Source organism: Nocardia sp. CY15 (genome assembly GCF_009829295.1).
GTDB lineage: Bacteria > Actinomycetota > Actinomycetes > Mycobacteriales > Mycobacteriaceae > Nocardia > Nocardia sputi.
In genome coordinates this window covers 53,891-71,046 of sequence record NZ_VUOT01000008.1, presented here as the reverse complement: position 1 = coordinate 71,046, position 17,156 = coordinate 53,891, and the positions used below count along the sequence as shown (strand labels likewise).

Here is a 17,156-nt window from a genome sequence, read left to right as displayed (position 1 = left end):
GTGCGGCCTAGGCTGGATCCATGACTTCGACCGACGTTCAGCCGGGCGGACGCAAACCCGTGGCAGCCGTCTGGCGCACCCGGATCATCGGTGGCGCCGCGGTCGTCGCCGTCCTCGTCATCCTCTACTTCATCCTGTCCGCGTTCATCCCACGCTGGTGGGCGCAGCGGGTCGGGTCGACGGTGCAGGGAAGCTTCGCCAAGGGCATCGGCTGGGGTCTGTTCTACGGCGGGTTCTGTACCGTCGTCACGCTTTTCCTGCTGCTGTTCGCCGTGCTGATGTGGCGGCGCAAGGCGGGTAAATTCCTCGCGGGCGCGGCCGCGGTCGTCGCGATCCTGTTCGCGATTCCCAACCTGATGACGCTGACCATCGTGCTGGGCAACAGCAGCGCCGCCCACGCGGGTGAGCGTGTTCTGGATGTCGACGCTCCCGCCTTCCGCGGCGCCGCGCTCACCGGGGCCCTCATCGCGACGCTGCTGTTTCTCCTCGCGGTCGCGCTGTTGCTGCTGCGCAGGTGGCGCCGCACGCACCCGCGGACGCCGAAAGCCGAGGACACGCCCCCACCCGCCGTGTGAGTGAACTCACGTCATGCAGCATCTTTATGACGGTCGAGCGAAGTCGTGGCAAACTCGATGTCGCGGGTGACTGTGCACAATTTTCTCGACAATCACTAGGACTACGGACAAAACCACGTCACTTGGCTTGAAAGAAGGCACACAGTGACGAAGTGGCTCGACCCGGTCGAACAACGAGCTTGGCGCGCAATCGTTGCGCTGATGACGCGGCTGCCAGGAGCCTTGGACACCCAGCTCCAGCGCGAGTCCGGCGTGACGCATTTCGAGTACTGGGTACTGACCCTGCTGTCGGAGGAACCGGGGCACCGACTGCAGATGAGTGAGCTTGCCCACAAGGCAAATGCATCGCTATCGCGGCTGTCGCATGTGGTGTCCAAGCTGGAGCGCATGGGCTGGGCGCAGCGCTCGGCGACCGCCGGGCGGCGCGGCGTGCAAGCCGTCCTCACCGACGAGGGGTATCTCAAGGTCGTCGAAGCCGCGCCCGGATATCTGGACGCCGTGCGGCACTTGGTCTTCGACGGCCTGGACACCGCGCAGAAGGCCCAGGTCGCCGAGCTGGGCCAGCTGCTGGCCGAGCGGCTCGCCGACGTGCTCGACCAGCCCGGCGGACTCGCCGCGCCGAGCCGGGACGACCACCGCCCGAACGGCGCCTAGCCGGGCGCGTTCACCGATCGCGCGGGCAAGAGCACGTCCGAGTCGAAACAGGTATGCGTGCCGGTGTGACAGGCCGCGCCCGCTTGATCGACGACCAGCAGGATCGTGTCACCGTCGCAGTCGAGCCGCACTTCGTGCACGTACTGGGTGTGGCCGGAGGTCTCCCCTTTGACCCAGTACTGCTGCCGGGAGCGCGAATAGTACGTCGCCTTGCGGGTTTCCAGCGTGCGCGCCAACGCTTCGTCGTCCATCCACGCGACCATCAGCACGTCACCGGTGGCGCGTTCCTGCGCTACGGCCGACACCAACCCGGCGTCGTTGCGCTTGAGACGGGCGGCGATAGCGGGATCGAGACTCATAGCACCGTTATAACAGGGGCCTGCGGGGGCCGGATCGCCCGGAGTGCGCGGTCAGCGCGCACGGGAGCGCTGGAGTTCGCCGAGCGCCTCCCAGGTCCGCCGCTGGTCCTGCGGGGTGGTCAGATCGGTTTGCGAGAAGACGACCTCCGTCGCCCCCGCCGCGAAGTACTCCTCGACGCGCGCCGCGATGGCTTCCTCGTCTCCGACCACCACGAGCTCCGCCGCACGCGACGCGCCGGACAGCTCGATCATCCGGGCATAGGAGGGGATGTCGTCGTAGAACGCCGTCTGGGCCGCGGCCGCCGCACGGGCGGCGTCGATGTCCGCGGTGACCACGCCGGGGACGAGGGCGGTGATCCGCGGCCGCGGCCTGCCCGCGCGCTCGGCCGCCGCGGTGAGCGGCGCGACGATGTGTTCGGCCAGCGCCTTGGGGCCGACGAGGAAGGGCAGGGTGCCGTCGGCCAGTTCACCGGTGACGCGCAACGCCTGCGGTCCCATGGCGGCCACCAAGATGGGCACTGGTGGGCGCGCCCCGGCCACCGCGGCGGGCATCGGGGCGGCCGCGGTGAGCGTCTCCCCGTGGAAATCGACCGCACCGGTGTGCACCACGGTGCGCAGCGCGGTGAGGAACTCGCGCAACCGGGTGATGGGCCGGTCGAAGGAGCCGCCGAACACCGGTTCGGCGAACGATCTCGCGCCGAGTCCGAGACCGAGACTGAACCGGCCGCCGGTGGCCGCCTGCGCGGTCTGCGCCTGAGCGGAGGTCAGCAGCGGATGACGCGCGGTGATCGGCACCGCGGACGTGCCGACCGCGAGTTCGGGCACCGCCCGGCCGACGATCCCGGCCAGCGCGATGGCATCGCTGCTGAAGGTCTGTCCGAACCACAGCGAGGCCAAACCGGCGGCGGCCGCCGACACACCCAGCGACACCGCCGCGTCCACGGCGTTGTCGGTGGCGTCGAGGGAGAAGGGGGACAACGCGATACCGATGCTCATGCCCGAAGCAACCGCGATACCGCGACCCGCCTTCCTACTCGGCCGATTCCCGCCAATCGCTACCGGATGACGATCTTCTCCGCCCGCATCGACTCCTTGACCTGGCCGATGGTGAGGTCGCCGAAGTGGAACACGCTGGCCGCCAGCACCGCGTCGGCGCCCGCGTGCACGGCCGGGGCGAAGTGCTCGACCGCGCCCGCGCCCCCGCTGGCGATCACCGGCACCGTGACGGCCGCCCGCACGGCACGAATCATCGGCAGGTCGAAACCGGCCTTGGTGCCGTCGGCGTCCATCGAATTGAGCAGGATCTCGCCGACACCGAGTTCGGCGCCGCGCACGGCCCATTCGACGGCGTCGATGCCGGTGCCCCGTTTGCCGCCGTGCGTCGTCACCTCCCACCCGGAGGGGGTTTCCGGCTGCCCCTCCGGCACGGTGCGCGCGTCCACCGACAGCACGATGCATTGGGAGCCGAATCGCTCGGACATCTCGCGCAGCACCTCCGGCCGCGCGATCGCGGCGGTGTTCACCGAGACCTTGTCCGCGCCCGCGCGCAGCAGACGGTCCACGTCCTCGACGGTGCGCACCCCGCCGCCGACGGTGAGCGGGATGAAGATCTGCTCGGCGGTGCGGGTCACCACGTCGATCATGGTGCCGCGGTCGCCGGTGGAGGCGGTGACGTCGAGAAAGGTCAGCTCGTCGGCGCCCTGCGCGTCGTAGAGCGCGGCCAGTTCGACCGGATCACCCGCGTCACGCAGGTTCTCGAAGTTGACGCCCTTGACCACCCGTCCCGCGTCGACGTCCAGACACGGGATCACCCGTACGGCCAACGTCATTGCCTCACCCTTCCTCCGCGGCCGCCGGGTCGGCGACCGTGCAGATCATGTCGAGCAGTTCCTCGTGCACTCCGGGCGCGGCCGCGAGCACGGAACCGGAGGTGATGGTCCACGGACGGCCCACCAGGTCGGTGACCACACCGCCCGCCGCACGCACCAGGGCGACGCCCGCCGCGTTGTCCCAGGGATGGTGGCCGAACACGATCGCGCCGCCGAGCACGCCGGAGGCGGTGAACGCCAGATCGATGCCGGTCGAGCCGTGCATGCGCACCCGGGAGGACAGCCTGCTCAGCGGGCCGAGCAGATCGAAGCGGAACTGTCCGGGGATGCGGCCGTCGGAGTCGACGTTGAACGCGCCGAAACCGATCATGGCCTCGGCCAGCTTGCCGCGCGGCAGCGGGGGCAACGGCCGCCCGTCCAGCAGCACCGGACCTCCCGCCATGGCCGCGTAGCGGCGGCCGAGCAGCGGCAGCCAGGTCAGTCCCAGCACCGGCTCCCCGTCGCGGACCAGTGCGAGCAACATGCCCGAGAGCGGGTGCCCGGAAGAGTAGTTGAAGGTGCCGTCGATCGGGTCGAGCACCCACGCCGTGCCGGAGGTCAGCTGCGGGCCGCCGAACTCCTCGCCGTGCACCTCGATCCCGGTGCGCCGCAGCAGCTCGGCGGAGACGGTGCGCTCCAACTCCAGGTCGAGTTCGGTGGCGAAGTCGTTGCGGCCCTTGTCGACCGCGCTCGGCGCGCCGATACCCTCGACGAACCGCGAGCGCACCGAGTCGAGAACCTCGCTCGCCTCCGCGAGCAGTGCCGACAGCTCCTGGGTCATCTCACCGCGGCCAGCGCCTCGGGCAGGGTGAAACGTCCCGCGTACAGCGCCTTGCCGACGATCGAGCCCTCGACGCCGTCGGGCACCAGTTCGGCGATCGCGACCAGGTCCGCGATGGTGGAGACGCCGCCGGAGGCGATGACCGGGGCGTCGGTGGCCGCGCAGACCTCACGCAGCAGATCCAGGTTCGGGCCGGTGAGCGTGCCGTCCTTGGTCACGTCGGTCACCACGTACCGCGAGCAGCCGTCCCGTTCCAGGCGCTCGAGCACCTCCCACAGGTCGCCGCCGTCGCTGACCCAGCCGCGGCCGCGCAGCCGATGCTCGCCGTCGACGATGCGCACGTCCAGGCCGACGGCGATGCGCTCACCGTGCCGGGCGATGGCCTTCGCGCACCACACCGGGTCCTCCAGCGCGGCGGTGCCGAGGTTGACCCGGGCACAGCCGGTGGCCAAGGCGGCCTCGAGACTCTCGTCGTCGCGGATGCCGCCGGACAGTTCCACTTTCACGTCGAGTTCCCCGACCACGCCCGCGAGCAGCTCACGATTCGAGCCGCGCCCGAAGGCTGCGTCCAGGTCGACCAGATGCACCCATTCCGCGCCGGCTTCCTGCCACGCCAGCGCCGCCTCGCGAGGCGAGCCGTAGCTGGTTTCGCTTCCGGCCTCTCCTTGCACGAGGCGCACGGCCTCTCCGTTGGCGACATCGACGGCGGGTAGCAGCACAAGACTCACGAGAGCAGCCTAGTGGCTACCCGGCCGCGGACGAGCGCAGGGCCTGGGCGGATGGGACCTCGATCACCCGGTGCGGGTCAGCCGCTATGGGCGTCGAGGATGCGGGTGAGCAGCGTGACCAGGGTGCGCCGATCCCTCTCGGTGAAGCCGGCGAGCAACTCGTCCTGGGCGAGGGCCAGCCGCTCGTGGAGCTCCTCGAGGTGGCGGGCGCCCGCGGCGGTGAGGGTGACGATGTTGCGGCGGCGGTCGGCGGGATCGGGGCTGCGCTCGACGAAGCCGCGCGCGGCGAGATCGTTCACCGCGGCGACCACGTCGCTGCGGTCGATGCGGGTGCGCCTGCCCAGTTCGGCCTGGCTGTCGGGGCCGAACTCGCCGAGCGTGGCCAGCAGCGCGTAGTGGTGACGGCGGGAGCCGGTCGGTTCCAGGGCGCGCTCCGTCGCCCGATTCGCCACCAGGGCCACCTGATTGACCAGCCTGGTGGGCAGGACCCGGAGCCGTCTCGCGGCGCCCTCGTGCGCGATGTGCATGCGGCCACTGTACCAACACTTGTTGGCGTCACCCACAATCTGATACGTTGGCACACCCAACGTTGGAACAACCAACGTTATTTCCGAAAGGTCACTGCGATGCGCAAGATCCGCCTGGCTCTCCCCTTGCTCGCCGTTCCCCTCGCTGCCCTGACGGCCGCCTGCACTTCCGCCGCCGACCCCACGCCGGAGGTACGCGAAATGCTCGACCGTCAGCAGATCACCGCTCTGGTCGACCGGCTCGGCCGCGCCTTGGACGAGGGCCGCTTCGACGATCTGCGGGCGATCTACACCCCCGACGCGACCGCGAAGACGCCCGGCGGCACGGCCGAGGGCCGCGAAGCGCTGATCGCCCAGGCCAGTCGCAATCACACCGGCGACAAACGCATCCAGCACGTCATCGGCAATGTGCTGATCGACTTGCGCGGCGACGCGGCTGACGTCCGGGCGAACTTGATCGCCACCTTCGCGCCCGCCTCCCCGGGCGGGACGATCCCGCAGCCGCAGTACACCCTCGGTGAGATCTACCGTTTCGACGCGGTGCGCACCGGGGAAGGCTGGCGCCTGTCCCGGGTGCAGACCACTCCGATCTGGTCCACCGGCACCCGGCCGTGATCAGCCGGTGGCGAGCACACGTGCGCGATAGCAAGCCAGGGCGGCGAGCACCGCGCACAGTGCCGTCACCGCGGCGGCCGCGATCCGCAGGCCGTGGCCGACTTGGAACTCCGTCGCCGCGCGTTCGATCTCGGCGAGCGTGTGGGAGTGCCGGTCGTCGAACAGGATCGACGCCCGCGGCCACAGGTAGAGGATCGACAGCAGGAACTGCCCGCTGAGCAGAGCTGCCAGCGAGAGACCTAGCCATCGGCGTCCGATCCGGTAGATCAGCGACACCGCGCCCGCGACCGACGCGCACAGCGTCAGCGCCGCGCCGAGCGGGCGCATGATGTCACCGACGGCGACGACACTCATGAATTGCTCGGTGAGCTCCAGCGATTCGGGAACGTCGCGAAAGATGTTGGGATACAGCAGCAGTGTTTCCGCGGCGGTCGTCGCGAACGCGAAGCTCGCGATCACCGCGTAACCGGTGAGCACCGTCAGCGGGACGATGACGCTCTTCATAGCGGCCTCCTCGCATCGAAGGTAGATCCGAAGCGGCCGTCCGCGGATCCGGAGCGAGCCCCCATGGACGGGTCGACCGGATCAGGGTCTACCCCGAGTCACGTGCTCCCTGATCGGCCGTCGGCTCGAGGCGAGCACCGGCTCCCGGAAGCACGCCGTGATCGGTGGACGTCTGGCCAGGCGCGCGAGGGCGCGCGCCGGGAGGCACGAGAAACATCCGGCGGCGGGCGCCGAAGGCCGATGTCGCCGCGAGATCGACGCGGCCCGTGCGGCGCGGCCGGTATCGTCTCCGCTCGGCGACCACCCCCGGCCGCCGCTTCCACCTCGCACAGAGGAAGTGCATGTCACGATCGAAACTCCCCGCCGCCCTGTCGCTTTCGGCAGCCGTCTGCTGCGCGGCGCTCGCCACCGCGCCCGCCGCCATGGCCGCCCCGCCCGAGGAGGCGCGCCTCGCCGGATGCGAGTTCGGCTCCGCCGCGGCAACCTACGACTACGCGCGGTTCGGCGACCACGCCCGCCGGATGCTCGACCTCAGCACCGGAGAGTTCCGGGCGGAGTTCGAGAACTTTCGCGCCAACATCCAGTCCAGCGCTGAGGCCGCGCACACCCGGGCCGAGGCCGAGTCGGCCGACTGCCGCATCGTCTCCGGCGACGACAACCGGGCCGAGGTGGACGTCGACGTGGTGCGGACAGTGACCAGCGACGAAACCGACGGCCTTCCCCAGACCGGCCGCATCTCGATGACCGTGACGGTGGACAACGTCGACGGGCGCTGGCTGGTCAGCAAAGTCCGGTCGCACTGACCCGGCGGGGCGGGTCCCGCGCTGTCGGTGCGCGGGATTCGCCCTACAGCGAGTTCACCCAGTTACGCAGCAGGTGCGCGCCCGCGTCACCGGACTTCTCCGGGTGGAACTGGGTGGCCGAGAGCGCACCGTTCTCCACCGCCGCCAGGAACGGCACCCCGTGCTCGGCCCAAGTCAGCTTGGGGGCGGCGAAGTGCTCGCTGGGCGGCAGATCCCAGGTCTGCGCGGCGTAGGAGTGCACGAAGTAGAAGCGGGTGTCGACGTCGAGACCCGCGAACAGGACGCTGTCGGACGGGGCGGAGACGGTGTTCCATCCCATGTGCGGCAGCACCGGCGCGGACAGCCGGTCGACCGTGCCGGGCCATTCGGCGCACCCGTCGGTCTCCTCGCCGAACTCGACGCCACGCTCGAACAGGATCTGCATGCCCACGCAGATGCCGAGCACCGGACGCCCGCCTGCCAGCCGCTGACCGATCAGGCGCTCGCCGCGCACCCCGCGCAGCCCCGCCATGCACGCGGCGAAAGCCCCGACGCCGGGCACGACCAGACCGTCGGCGGCCAGCACGACTTGCGGGTCCGCGGTCACCTCGACGTGCGCGCCCGCCCTGGCCAGCGCCCGTTCGGCCGAGTGCAGGTTGCCCGAGCCGTAGTCGAGCAGGGCCACGGATTTCGCGCTCACAGCGCTCCCTTCGTCGACGGGACCCCGCTCACCCGCGGGTCGGGTTCCACCGCGGCGCGCAGCGCGCGCGCCACCGCCTTGAACTCGGCCTCGGTGACATGGTGCTGGTCGCGGCCGTAGAGCACCCGGACGTGCAGGGCGATGCGCGCGTTCGACGCGATCGACTCGAACACGTGGCGATTGAGCACGGTGGAGTACGGCGCGCCGGGACCGGACCCGGGAATCACCGCGTGCAGCAGATGATCCGGCTCACCGGTGTGCACGCAGTAGGGGCGGCCGGACACGTCGACCGCGGCGTGTGCCAGCGTCTCGTCCATCGGGATGTAGGCGTCACCGAACCGGCGGATACCCGCTTTGTCACCCAGCGCCTTGCCGAGCGCCTGACCGAATACGATCGCGGTGTCCTCGACCGTGTGGTGCGCCTCGATCTCGATGTCGCCCTCGGCGCGCACGGTCAGATCGAAACTCGCGTGCGCGCCGAGCGCGGTGAGCATGTGGTCGTAGAACGGGACGCCGGTGGCGATCTCGGTCTTGCCGGTGCCGTCCAGATCCAGTTCCACGACGATGCTGGATTCCTTGGTGACCCGCTCCACCCGGGCGGTCCTACTCATGCTCATGTCCAATCGGGTTGTCGCCGAGGGCTTCCCGGCGCTGGTTCATCGCGGTGCGAGGTCGGTGCCGGCCAGCAGCCCGCTGACCCGCAGCAGTTCGTCGTTCTCGGCGGCGAGGCCGATGGTGGTGCGCAGATAGCCGGGAATGCCGACGTCGCGGATCAGCACGCCGTGATCGAGGTAGCGCTGCCAGGTGCGCGCGGCGTCGGTGAAACGGCCGAACAGCAGGAAGTTGGCGTCGCTGGGGATCACGTCGTAGCCGAGTTCCCGCAGCGCCGCCGCCACCCGGTCGCGCTGCGCGGCCAGTTCGGCGACGCTGCCGAGGGTCTCGTCGGCATGCCGCAGGGCCGCGCGCGCGGCGACCTGGGTGACCACCGACAGGTGATAGGGCAGCCGTACCAGCAGCATCGCGTCGATCACGGCGGGCGCGGCGACCAGATAGCCGAGCCGGCCACCGGCGAACGCGAAAGCCTTGCTCATCGTCCTGGTCACCACGAGCTTCGCGGGGAACCGGTCGATCAGCCCGATGGCGCTGGGCTGTGCGGAGAACTCGCCGTAGGCCTCGTCGACCACCACGATGCCCGGGGCGGCCGCGAGGATGCGCGCCAGGTCCTGCTGCGGGATGCTGTGGCCGGTGGGGTTGTTCGGGCTGGTCACGAACACCACGTCGGGTGCGCGCTCGGCGATGGCGGCCAATGCGTGGTCGACGTCGAGGGAGAAGTCGGCGTTGCGCTTGGCCTCGATCCACTCGGTATCGATGCCTTCGGAGATGATCGGATGCATCGAGTACGAGGGCACGAAACCCAGTGCGCTGCGGCCCGGCCCGCCGAAAGCCTGCAACAGCTGCTGCAGGATCTCGTTGGAGCCGTTGGCCGCCCAGACGTTGCCGGTGTCCACCGCGACGCCGGTCTGCGCGGTCAGATACCGCGCCAGGTCGGTGCGCAGCGCGACGGCGTCGCGGTCCGGGTAGCGGTGTAGGTCCGCGGCGGCGGCGCGGATCGACTCGGCGACGTCGTCGATCAGCGCCCGGCTCGGCGGATGCGGGTTCTCGTTCGTGTTCAGCTGCACGGGCACGGTCAATTGCGGTGCGCCGTAGGGTTTCTTGCCCCGCAGGTTGTCCCGCAGCGGCAGTTCGTCCAGGGTCAGGTCCGCGCCGGGCGCGCTCACCGCGCGCGTCACGACAGCGCCTCGAAACGCGCCCGCACGGCCTGGCCGTGGGCGGGCAGGTCCTCGGCGTTCGCCAGCGCCACGACGTGGCCCGCGACATCCTTCAGCGCGGCTTCGGTGTACTCGACGACGTGGATTCCGCGCAGGAAGGTCTGCACGCTCAGACCGGACGAGTGCCGCGCGCAGCCCGCGGTCGGCAGCACGTGGTTGGAGCCCGCGCAGTAGTCGCCCAGGCTGACCGGCGCGTACGCGCCCACGAACACCGCTCCGGCACTGCGCACCCTGGCCGCGACCGCGGGGGCGTCGGCGGTCTGGATCTCCAGGTGTTCGGCGGCGTAGGCGTTCACCACGCGCAGCCCCTGCTCGATGTCGTCGACCAGCACCGTGCCGGACTGCTTGCCGCGCAGCGCCTCGCCCACCCGGTGGGCGTGCTTGACCACGGTCAGCTGCGCGGTCAGCGCCGCGTCCACCGCGTCGGCCAGGTGCTCGCTGTCGGTGACCAGCACGCTGGCGGCCAGCACGTCGTGCTCGGCCTGGCTGATCAGATCGGCGGCGACGTGCACCGGGTCGGCGGTCGCGTCGGCGAGGACGGCGATCTCGGTGGGGCCCGCCTCGGCGTCGATGCCGACCAGGCCGCGGCACAGCCGCTTCGCCGCGGTGACGTAGATATTGCCCGGACCGGTGATCAGGTCGACCGGTTCCAGCTGCGCGCCGTCGGTGTCGAGACCGCCGTAGGACAGCAGGGCGATGCCCTGGGCGCCGCCGACCGCCCACACCTCGTCGACGCCGAGCAGCTGCGCGGCGGCGAGGATGGTCGGGTGCGGCAGTCCGCCGAACTGCGCCTGCGGCGGCGAGGCCACCACGAGTGAGCCGACGCCCGCGGTCTGCGCGGGCACCACGTTCATCACGACGCTGGACGGGTAGACGGCGTTGCCGCCCGGCACGTACAGGCCGACCCGTTCGACGGGCACCCAGCGCTCGGTCACCTTGCCGCCCGGCACCACCTCGGTGGTCTTGTCGGTGCGCCGCTGATCGGCGTGCACCTTGCGGGCCCGGTCGATGGACTCCTCCAGCGCCGCGCGCACCGCCGGTTCCAGCCGCTCCAACGCGGCTTCCAGCTCGGCCGCGGGCACCCGCACCGTCGCCGGGATCACGCCGTCGAAGCGCTCGCTGAATTCCAGCGCCGCCGACACACCGTGGTCGCGGATCGCCTCGACCACCGGCCGCACCTGATGCAGCACCGAGTCCACGTCGACTCCCCCGCGCGGCAGCGCGGCGCGCAGCTCGGCGACGGAGGGAGTACGACCGCGCAGATCGACGCGGGCGAGCTCGATGCGGGTTGTCATGAGGTGTCGGTCCTTGTCTCCAGCTGATTGCGCAACAGGAAAGTTGCAGCTACCAGCCTAGTGGGCCGACGCCAGCCGTTATCCGCGTGGTCCGGGCGGTCGGCGCGCGCCGGACCCGTGTGCGCAGGTCCGGCCCTCGGGAGCGTTCCTGGAGTGCGGCGAAGTGTGTCGCCGCTCTCGTCCGAGGCCGACCCGCGCTGGTCTCCCGGGCGATGTGCCGGATGCCCCGGCACGACGACCAGTAGCAGGTCGTCTACTTGGTGTCGCTGTCGATGAGCAGACGCCCGCCCGAGCTGATCACCCGCAGCGTCAGGCTCTTGGTCTGGCCCTCGACCGTGATGCTGGCCAGCCGCATGTCGACCGACCCGTCGTCGTTGTTCGTCCGCCTCGCGGCCTCGATGGTGTTGAAGTCGTCGATGGTCCGCGCGTCCCAGTACTGCCGGAAGGCCTGCTCGCTGCCATAGGTCTTCTGCGCCGCCGGTGTCAGCAGTGCCCACGACCCGGACGGATTGGTATAGAAGTCCTCCACCAGGCGACCCGCCGACCCGATGTCGACGCGCTCGCCGGAGCTGGGGGTGCGTCCCAGCTCGGCCGCGACGGTCGAGGTGGTCCCGGGCCTGGTCGTCGAACTCACCGACGGCGGGCTCGCCTGCGGACCCGGCGAATCGGAGTCGGACTGAGTGAACGCGCTGATCAACAGCGCGGAGACGGCGGCCACCGCGCCGACGAGTGCGCCGATCAGCACCGCGCGCCGTTTGCCCGCCGGCCGCTGCTGCGGTTGCGGGCGCGGCTGCGCCATGGTGCGTGGATGGGCCGCGGTGTCCGGGTGCGCGGGCCGCGCGGGCGCGGGGCGGGGACGCGGCTGACGCTCGGTGGGCGTGTAGGGCGCCGACGCCATCGCCGACGGCCGCAGCGCGCGGGTCGCCGATTCGGGCTCACCCGCCCTCGGGCGGGTGAACGCTTCGCTGGCAGGCACGAACCCGGCGGCCACCGGCGCGGGACCGGCGTCGGCGAACGCGGCGAGGTGATCGCGCGCCGCCCGCATGCTCGGACGCTCGGAGGGCTCGGGGCTGAGCAGGTCGAGCAGGAAATCCGTTGCGGGACCGGCGTTGCGCGGTTCGCTCAGCTGGCCGTTCGCGGCGGCGTAGAGCACCGCCAGCGGATTGGAGCCCGCGCCGTAGGGCGGTTCGCCCTCCAGCGCGTGAAACAGCGTGGCACCCAAGGCGAAGACGTCGGATGCCGGACTGGGATCGGAGCCGCGGGCGACCTCCGGCGCGAGATAGGCGGCGGTGCCGCAGATCAGCCCGGTCTCGGTGAGGGTGACGTCGCCGGTCGCGCGGGAGATGCCGAAGTCGGTGATCTTCACCGTGCCGTGATCGTCGAGCAGGATGTTGCCCGGCTTCACATCACGGTGCACGATGCCCGCCTGGTGCGCGGCGATCAGGGCCGAGGCCACCTGCTCACCGATCCGGGCGACCTGGGTCAGCTCCAGAGTGCCCTGCGCGCCGATGACCGCCGCGAGGCTCTTGGACTTGAGATACTCCATCACCAGGCACGGCTCGCCCTCGTGCTCGGTGATGTCGAACACGACGATCGCGTTCGGATGCTGGAAGCGAGCGGCGTTGCGGGCCTCCCGGATCGCACGCTGGCGCACCACGACGCGCTCGGCCTCGGGCAGGCTCGGCTGGATGCGGATCTGTTTGACGGCCACGGAGCGCTGGAGGCGTTCGTCGACGGCACGCCAGACCACGCCCGTGCCGCCGCTACCAATCCGCTCGACCAGGCGGTAATGCTCCGCGATCAACTGACCGGTATCGATGGCGCCTACTCCGAACCTTCTCGAAATCGTGACATCCCGCATATTGATTACTCACGCGGTCCGGGGATGAGTGTAGCTGGCTTCGGAATGCTCGCACGCGGCAGCCAGACCTTCGGGTGCGCCCGAATCGACCGAAACGGACTATCGGCGCGCCCGCAGCATCCGGCCCGCCGCGTCCACCGCGGGCGCGGAACTGCTCGCGTCGCTGATGAACACGGCAAATGCCAGGTCGCCGTCGATGCCGACGAACCAGCCGTGCGCATGCGCGTCATCGATGTACTCCGCGGTGCCGGTTTTGCCGAGCAGGCCGGGAATGTCGCGCAATTGGGTCGCGGTGCCGCCGGTGATCGTCTCACGCATCATGGCTTTCAGCTGGTCGGCGACCTGCGGCGGCAGCGCGTCCGGGGTCCGGTCCGGAGTGCCCGGCCTGCTCGCGACGAGGGTGGGCGCGGGCGCCGCGCCGCGGGCGATGGAGGCGGCGACCAGCGCCATTCCGAACGGCGACGCTGTCACCTGCCCTTGACCGATCGCCGACTCCACCCGCAGCGCGGAGGTGCCGGCCGGTGGCACTTTTCCGGTGACGGTGGTCAGGCCCGGTGTGACGTAATCGATCCCGAGTCCCAGTTGTGCCGCCGCTTTCGTCAGCGCGTCGGCGGGCAATCGCACGGCCAGGGCGCCCATCGTGGTGTTGCAGGAGCGGGCGAACGCGGTGTGCAACGGGACCGATCCCAGATCGAAGTTGTTGTCGTTGGGGATGCGACGGCCCTCGATGTCCGCGGTGCCCGGGCAGGGCAGCACGGTGTCGGGTGTCACGGTTCCCGCCTGCAACGCGGCGGAGACGGTGACCGTCTTGAACGTCGAACCCGGCGGGTAGAGCCCGGTCAGCGCGATCGGGCCCTGCGCGTCGGCGGCGGCGTTCTGCGCCATCGCGACGACGTCGCCGGTCGAGGGCCGCAGGGCGACGATCGCGGCGGGCTGGGCAACCGGGGCCAAGGCCGCCTCGGCCGCGCGCTGCAAGCCGGGATCCAGCGTGGTGGCGATGTCGGCGGTGGGCCTGGGGTCGGTTCCGGCGACGCGCTGGGTGCCCTGGGGCGTCTGGGCGCGCACCGCCCATCCGGCGTTCGCGTCGGCGGACTCCTGCCACAACTCGGCCAGTCCGGACAGGGTCGGTCCGGACAGGGCCTTGTCGGTCGTCAGCAACCGGGTCTGCGGCGCGAGGGTGACGCCCGGCAGCGCGGTCAGGCGATCCCGGATCGCGGCGAGGTCTGTCTCGCGCAGGGTGATCGCGGTGATCGGTTTTCCTTGCGCCGCGGCCAGTTCCGCTTGCAGCGACTGCGGGGTGACGCCGGGTGCGAGCGGGCCGAGCAGGTCCGCGACCGCGGAGAGGTCGGCGCCGGAGCCGACGTTCACCAGCGTGACGATCTGCTCGGTCATCAATTCGCCGCCGGCGGCGTCGAGTACGCGGGCAGGTCTCGGATAGACCCTGCTGTAGCTCAACGGGCCCGCGTCCAGTCCGGGGGCGACCGTGGCCGGATTCCACTTCACCCGCCATCCCGCCCCGTCGTCGCGCGCGGCGCCGTTGGTGGTGTAGGTCCACTCGGACTTGCCGTCCGCGCCCAGCTTCCAGGTGGCGGCCAGCGCGAAGTCGTTCTCGTCGGCCGAGCGGACCTCGAAGCGCACGTCCTGGCCGAGCCCGTCGTAGAGCGCGTCGAGGGTCTCGGCGGCCTGGGCCGGGTTGTCGGTGAGCGCGGCGGCCGCGGGGATGTCGTCGCGGTTGAGCGCGTCGGCGAACTGCCCGGCGACGGTGTCGGGCTGGTCCGGGCCGGACGAGCAGGCGGCGAGCACGAGCATCGGTGCGGCGAACAGGACGAGAGATTTCCGGTTGGTAGGCACGCGCTCGACCTTATCCGGCCGTGGCGGATCGCGATCTCAGTCGCGCGACCAGGGCGCCTGCGCGAGGGCGGCGGCGTCGGCGTCGGCGAGGTCGATGTCGAACACTTCGGCGAGGATCTTGGGCAACTCGGTGGGCGCCAGCTCTCTCGTGTCGCTCGTGCCGTCGGGGTACTCGGTGACGAACGTGGTGCCGTCCAGCACGTGATGCACCTCCGGGTGGAAACGCTGCACATAGGGCCGGGTGGTGAAGGGGGAACGCGGCGAGGTCGACACGAAGTGATTGCCGACGGCGTAGTCGATGCGGTACTGCGGATTCACGGTGAAGCTGTGCCGGTCGACCCAGCCTTCGCGGCCGTACTGGTGCAGCACCCACAGCTCGGAATCCAGCTCCCCGCGCGTGCGCTCCAGCCGGAACTTCCATTCTCCCGCCGCGAATTCTCCGGTCTCGCCGGACAATTCGAAGGGCACGAGCGGTCCGGCGCCGAAGCCGACGTCGCACAGCCACACCCGGTCGTCGTCGGCAGTCGTCACGCGCAGCAAGGCGTGGGTGGCGGGCCGCAATCCCGCGCCCGCGCCCATGCTCACCCGGCCGCTGAGTCCGGTGACGCCGAAGCCGAGCCGTTCCAGCGCGGCCGCGAACAGTCCGACGTTCTCGTAGCAGTAGCCGCCGCGACGGCGGCGCACCATCTTGTCCTGCAGGGTAGCCAGGTCGAGCGGGATCGTCCTGCCCAGGATGATCTCGAGGTTCTCGAACGGGATCGCGGTGGTGTGTGCCCGCACCAGTTCGTGCAGCGTCCGGACGGTGGGAGCGCACTCGCCGTCGAAACCGATCCGGGCCAGATAGGCGTCCAGGTCGAGTTCGGCTCCGTTCCAGTGGTAGGCCGGGTCGGCCGGTTTGCTCATCGCGTCCTCGCTTCGTCGGTCGGTTTTTCTCGGTCAACCGCACCGGGACGCGATCATGTTCCCGGCCGCCGCCTCACGCCGCGCACTTCGCACCCGGCGGGGCGGGCGGGGTGGTGACGACGCCGTGCGCGACGTCCACGAGGTAGTCGCGATCCGGGCCGTCGACCGGTTCCGCGCCGAGCAGCAGGCGCTCGACGACGCAGCCGCCTTCGAAGAAGGCCGGGCCGACGCTGTGGTCGCCCGGGACCACGCGCCCGTTCAGGTCGCGCCCGGTGACGACGGTGTACATCGAAGTGGGCTTGCCCGCGGCGACGAGCCCGGCGCGCATCTCGACGCTCGTCGCGTAGGGCACCACGTCGTCGGCGGTGCCGTGGACGAGGAACGCGCGCCGCACGTCCATCCGGGCGGCCAGCAGTGCGGGCGAGCGTTCGACGTAGGCGAGCGGACAGGCCGCGGGCGGGCAACCACCCGCGTCGCGCTCGATCTGCGCGGGCAGCGCCGGATCGACGGCCACCGCGCCCAGCCACATCGTGAAATCGTCGGCGGGACCGTAGTTGTCGACCCAGTAGTCGAACATCCCGCGCGGACCGTGCGCCACCGCGAGACCACTGGTGATGCCGCCCTGGCTCCAGCCCCACAGCACCGTGCGCGTGATCGAGCGGTGGCTCTGCCGGTACCACTCGGTCGCGGCGACGATGTCGCGCCAGCCCGCCCACAGATTCCACTCGCCGGTGCGCCATACGCTGTCCGCGGAACGCAGGTCCATCGACAGGATCGGAGTAGCGGTGCGGCGCGCGATCGAGTCGAGATAGCCGGCGAAATCCGCCGACGACCCGTCGTGCCCGTGCACCGCGACCACCAGAGCCTGCGCCGCCACATCGCCCTCGGCGCACCGGTAGGGCTCGTACACCCGCCCGGTCGCCTCCTCCCCGTCCACGGTCACCGCCACCGGGTGGACAGCCACACCCCCGGCGCACACCTGATCCGCCGAAACCCGCGGCGCCGCAGAGGTTGTCATCACGAGCGCACCGACCAGCGCGCAGCACAGCACGAGTATCGGAGAGGCCTGGCGCATCCTCGGATGATGCCACGCCGTCGACGTGTCCCCGCGCAGACGCATCACGACGAGCAGCCCGCCCGCGGCCGCCGCGACACCCACCACACGGCAGTCATCCCCGCGCTCAGCCCGTAGGCGGCGCCGAGAAACCAGTAGGCAGCGGCCGAACCGGCGGACTGATCCCGATTTTTTGGGGGCAGGACCCGGCGTCCGCGCGCTGTTACGGTCCGGGTACTCATTTCGAGTCCGGACGGCACGGGTCCGCGC

19 protein-coding genes are annotated in these 17,156 nt (G+C 70.8%); 4 read left to right on the top strand and 15 right to left on the bottom strand.

Annotated features, from left to right (window positions below):
* The first annotated feature begins 20 nt into the window (after positions 1-20).
* Both GVY39_RS12510 and GVY39_RS12505 read left to right on the top strand, forming a co-directional pair.
* Positions 21-575 carry a permease gene (locus tag GVY39_RS12510; RefSeq protein WP_159923793.1) on the top strand — a complete coding sequence of 185 codons (555 nt, stop codon included), beginning with the start codon at positions 21-23 and terminating at the stop codon, positions 573-575.
* Between the two features lie 201 nt (positions 576-776).
* Positions 777-1,229, top strand: coding sequence for a MarR family winged helix-turn-helix transcriptional regulator (locus GVY39_RS12505; RefSeq protein WP_159924024.1), 453 nt, complete (start codon positions 777-779; stop codon positions 1,227-1,229).
* On the opposite strand, the gene hisI is transcribed toward GVY39_RS12505, so the two are convergent.
* The 6 genes from hisI to GVY39_RS12475 all read right to left on the bottom strand — a co-directional run bounded on the left by hisI (position 1,226) and on the right by GVY39_RS12475 (position 5,492).
* Positions 1,226-1,588: a phosphoribosyl-AMP cyclohydrolase gene (hisI, locus tag GVY39_RS12500; protein ID WP_159923791.1), complete on the bottom strand. Its 363-nt coding sequence runs from the start codon at positions 1,586-1,588 to the stop codon at positions 1,226-1,228. The two genes, GVY39_RS12505 and hisI, sit on opposite strands and share 4 nt — an antisense overlap.
* A gap of 51 nt (positions 1,589-1,639) precedes the next feature.
* Positions 1,640-2,584 carry a TIGR03564 family F420-dependent LLM class oxidoreductase gene (locus GVY39_RS12495; RefSeq protein WP_159923789.1) on the bottom strand — a complete coding sequence of 315 codons (945 nt, stop codon included), beginning with the start codon at positions 2,582-2,584 and terminating at the stop codon, positions 1,640-1,642.
* A 59-nt stretch (positions 2,585-2,643) separates the two neighbouring features.
* Positions 2,644-3,417: an imidazole glycerol phosphate synthase subunit HisF gene (gene hisF, locus GVY39_RS12490; RefSeq protein ID WP_159923787.1), complete on the bottom strand. Its 774-nt coding sequence runs from the start codon at positions 3,415-3,417 to the stop codon at positions 2,644-2,646.
* Positions 3,418-3,421: 4 nt separating this feature from the next.
* Positions 3,422-4,237, bottom strand: coding sequence for an inositol monophosphatase family protein (locus GVY39_RS12485; protein WP_159923785.1), 816 nt, complete (start codon positions 4,235-4,237; stop codon positions 3,422-3,424).
* Positions 4,234-4,965 carry a bifunctional 1-(5-phosphoribosyl)-5-((5-phosphoribosylamino)methylideneamino)imidazole-4-carboxamide isomerase/phosphoribosylanthranilate isomerase PriA gene (priA, locus tag GVY39_RS12480; RefSeq protein ID WP_063022395.1) on the bottom strand — a complete coding sequence of 244 codons (732 nt, stop codon included), beginning with the start codon at positions 4,963-4,965 and terminating at the stop codon, positions 4,234-4,236. Before priA ends, GVY39_RS12485 begins: the two co-directional genes overlap by 4 nt.
* 77 nt (positions 4,966-5,042) lie before the next feature.
* Complete coding sequence (locus tag GVY39_RS12475) at positions 5,043-5,492, bottom strand: MarR family winged helix-turn-helix transcriptional regulator (protein WP_159923783.1); 450 nt, start codon at positions 5,490-5,492, stop codon at positions 5,043-5,045.
* 99 nt (positions 5,493-5,591) lie between these two features.
* On the opposite strand from GVY39_RS12475, the gene GVY39_RS12470 reads away from it, so the two are divergent.
* Positions 5,592-6,107 (top strand): nuclear transport factor 2 family protein, encoded by a 516-nt coding sequence (locus GVY39_RS12470; protein ID WP_159923781.1) that lies wholly within the window; start codon positions 5,592-5,594, stop codon positions 6,105-6,107.
* Here GVY39_RS12470 and GVY39_RS12465 read toward each other — a convergent pair whose 3' ends face one another.
* Positions 6,108-6,611, bottom strand: coding sequence for a hypothetical protein (locus GVY39_RS12465; RefSeq protein ID WP_159923779.1), 504 nt, complete (start codon positions 6,609-6,611; stop codon positions 6,108-6,110).
* Positions 6,612-6,952: 341 nt separating this feature from the next.
* On the opposite strand from GVY39_RS12465, the gene GVY39_RS12460 reads away from it, so the two are divergent.
* Positions 6,953-7,414 (top strand): hypothetical protein, encoded by a 462-nt coding sequence (locus tag GVY39_RS12460; RefSeq protein ID WP_159923777.1) that lies wholly within the window; start codon positions 6,953-6,955, stop codon positions 7,412-7,414.
* Positions 7,415-7,457: 43 nt separating this feature from the next.
* Here the strand turns inward: GVY39_RS12460 and hisH are convergent, their stop codons facing one another.
* The 8 genes from hisH to GVY39_RS12420 all read right to left on the bottom strand — a co-directional run bounded on the left by hisH (position 7,458) and on the right by GVY39_RS12420 (position 16,994).
* Positions 7,458-8,093 carry an imidazole glycerol phosphate synthase subunit HisH gene (gene hisH / locus GVY39_RS12455; protein WP_159923775.1) on the bottom strand — a complete coding sequence of 212 codons (636 nt, stop codon included), beginning with the start codon at positions 8,091-8,093 and terminating at the stop codon, positions 7,458-7,460.
* Positions 8,090-8,710, bottom strand: coding sequence for an imidazoleglycerol-phosphate dehydratase HisB (gene hisB, locus GVY39_RS12450; RefSeq protein WP_195071684.1), 621 nt, complete (start codon positions 8,708-8,710; stop codon positions 8,090-8,092). The genes hisH and hisB overlap by 4 nt, the downstream gene beginning before the upstream one ends.
* Positions 8,711-8,749: 39 nt before the next feature.
* Positions 8,750-9,883, bottom strand: a complete 1,134-nt coding sequence (locus tag GVY39_RS12445; protein ID WP_159923771.1) for a histidinol-phosphate transaminase — start codon at positions 9,881-9,883, stop codon at positions 8,750-8,752.
* Positions 9,880-11,217: a histidinol dehydrogenase gene (hisD, locus tag GVY39_RS12440; protein ID WP_159923769.1), complete on the bottom strand. Its 1,338-nt coding sequence runs from the start codon at positions 11,215-11,217 to the stop codon at positions 9,880-9,882. Before hisD ends, GVY39_RS12445 begins: the two co-directional genes overlap by 4 nt.
* Positions 11,218-11,470: 253 nt before the next feature.
* A complete protein-coding gene (locus GVY39_RS12435) occupies positions 11,471-13,078 on the bottom strand; it encodes a serine/threonine-protein kinase (RefSeq protein ID WP_159923767.1) in 1,608 nt (535 codons plus the stop codon).
* A 99-nt stretch (positions 13,079-13,177) separates the two neighbouring features.
* A complete protein-coding gene (locus GVY39_RS12430) occupies positions 13,178-14,887 on the bottom strand; it encodes a penicillin-binding transpeptidase domain-containing protein (RefSeq protein ID WP_159924022.1) in 1,710 nt (569 codons plus the stop codon).
* A 78-nt stretch (positions 14,888-14,965) separates the two neighbouring features.
* Positions 14,966-15,832 (bottom strand): arylamine N-acetyltransferase, encoded by an 867-nt coding sequence (locus GVY39_RS12425; protein ID WP_159923765.1) that lies wholly within the window; start codon positions 15,830-15,832, stop codon positions 14,966-14,968.
* A 73-nt stretch (positions 15,833-15,905) separates the two neighbouring features.
* Entirely contained in the window at positions 15,906-16,994 is a 1,089-nt protein-coding gene (locus GVY39_RS12420) for a S9 family peptidase (RefSeq protein ID WP_236565424.1), read from the bottom strand.
* Positions 16,995-17,156 lie beyond the last annotated feature (162 nt).

What these genes read in the sequence shown, in the direction of transcription:
- hisB (WP_195071684.1), bottom strand. Translation starts at nt 8,710, where the DNA reads ATGAGCATGAGTAGGACCGCCCGGGTGGAGCGGGTCACCAAGGAATCC.
- hisF (WP_159923787.1), bottom strand. Translation starts at nt 3,417, where the DNA reads ATGACGTTGGCCGTACGGGTGATCCCGTGTCTGGACGTCGACGCGGGA.
- GVY39_RS12475 (WP_159923783.1), bottom strand. Translation starts at nt 5,492, where the DNA reads ATGCACATCGCGCACGAGGGCGCCGCGAGACGGCTCCGGGTCCTGCCC.
- GVY39_RS12470 (WP_159923781.1), top strand. Translation starts at nt 5,592, where the DNA reads ATGCGCAAGATCCGCCTGGCTCTCCCCTTGCTCGCCGTTCCCCTCGCT.
- GVY39_RS12435 (WP_159923767.1), bottom strand. Translation starts at nt 13,078, where the DNA reads ATGCGGGATGTCACGATTTCGAGAAGGTTCGGAGTAGGCGCCATCGAT.
- GVY39_RS12505 (WP_159924024.1), top strand. Translation starts at nt 777, where the DNA reads ATGACGCGGCTGCCAGGAGCCTTGGACACCCAGCTCCAGCGCGAGTCC.
- GVY39_RS12465 (WP_159923779.1), bottom strand. Translation starts at nt 6,611, where the DNA reads ATGAAGAGCGTCATCGTCCCGCTGACGGTGCTCACCGGTTACGCGGTG.
- hisI (WP_159923791.1), bottom strand. Translation starts at nt 1,588, where the DNA reads ATGAGTCTCGATCCCGCTATCGCCGCCCGTCTCAAGCGCAACGACGCC.
- GVY39_RS12425 (WP_159923765.1), bottom strand. Translation starts at nt 15,832, where the DNA reads ATGAGCAAACCGGCCGACCCGGCCTACCACTGGAACGGAGCCGAACTC.
- GVY39_RS12460 (WP_159923777.1), top strand. Translation starts at nt 6,953, where the DNA reads ATGTCACGATCGAAACTCCCCGCCGCCCTGTCGCTTTCGGCAGCCGTC.
- GVY39_RS12485 (WP_159923785.1), bottom strand. Translation starts at nt 4,237, where the DNA reads ATGACCCAGGAGCTGTCGGCACTGCTCGCGGAGGCGAGCGAGGTTCTC.
- GVY39_RS12495 (WP_159923789.1), bottom strand. Translation starts at nt 2,584, where the DNA reads ATGAGCATCGGTATCGCGTTGTCCCCCTTCTCCCTCGACGCCACCGAC.
- hisD (WP_159923769.1), bottom strand. Translation starts at nt 11,217, where the DNA reads ATGACAACCCGCATCGAGCTCGCCCGCGTCGATCTGCGCGGTCGTACT.
- GVY39_RS12510 (WP_159923793.1), top strand. Translation starts at nt 21, where the DNA reads ATGACTTCGACCGACGTTCAGCCGGGCGGACGCAAACCCGTGGCAGCC.
- GVY39_RS12430 (WP_159924022.1), bottom strand. Translation starts at nt 14,887, where the DNA reads ATGCTCGTGCTCGCCGCCTGCTCGTCCGGCCCGGACCAGCCCGACACC.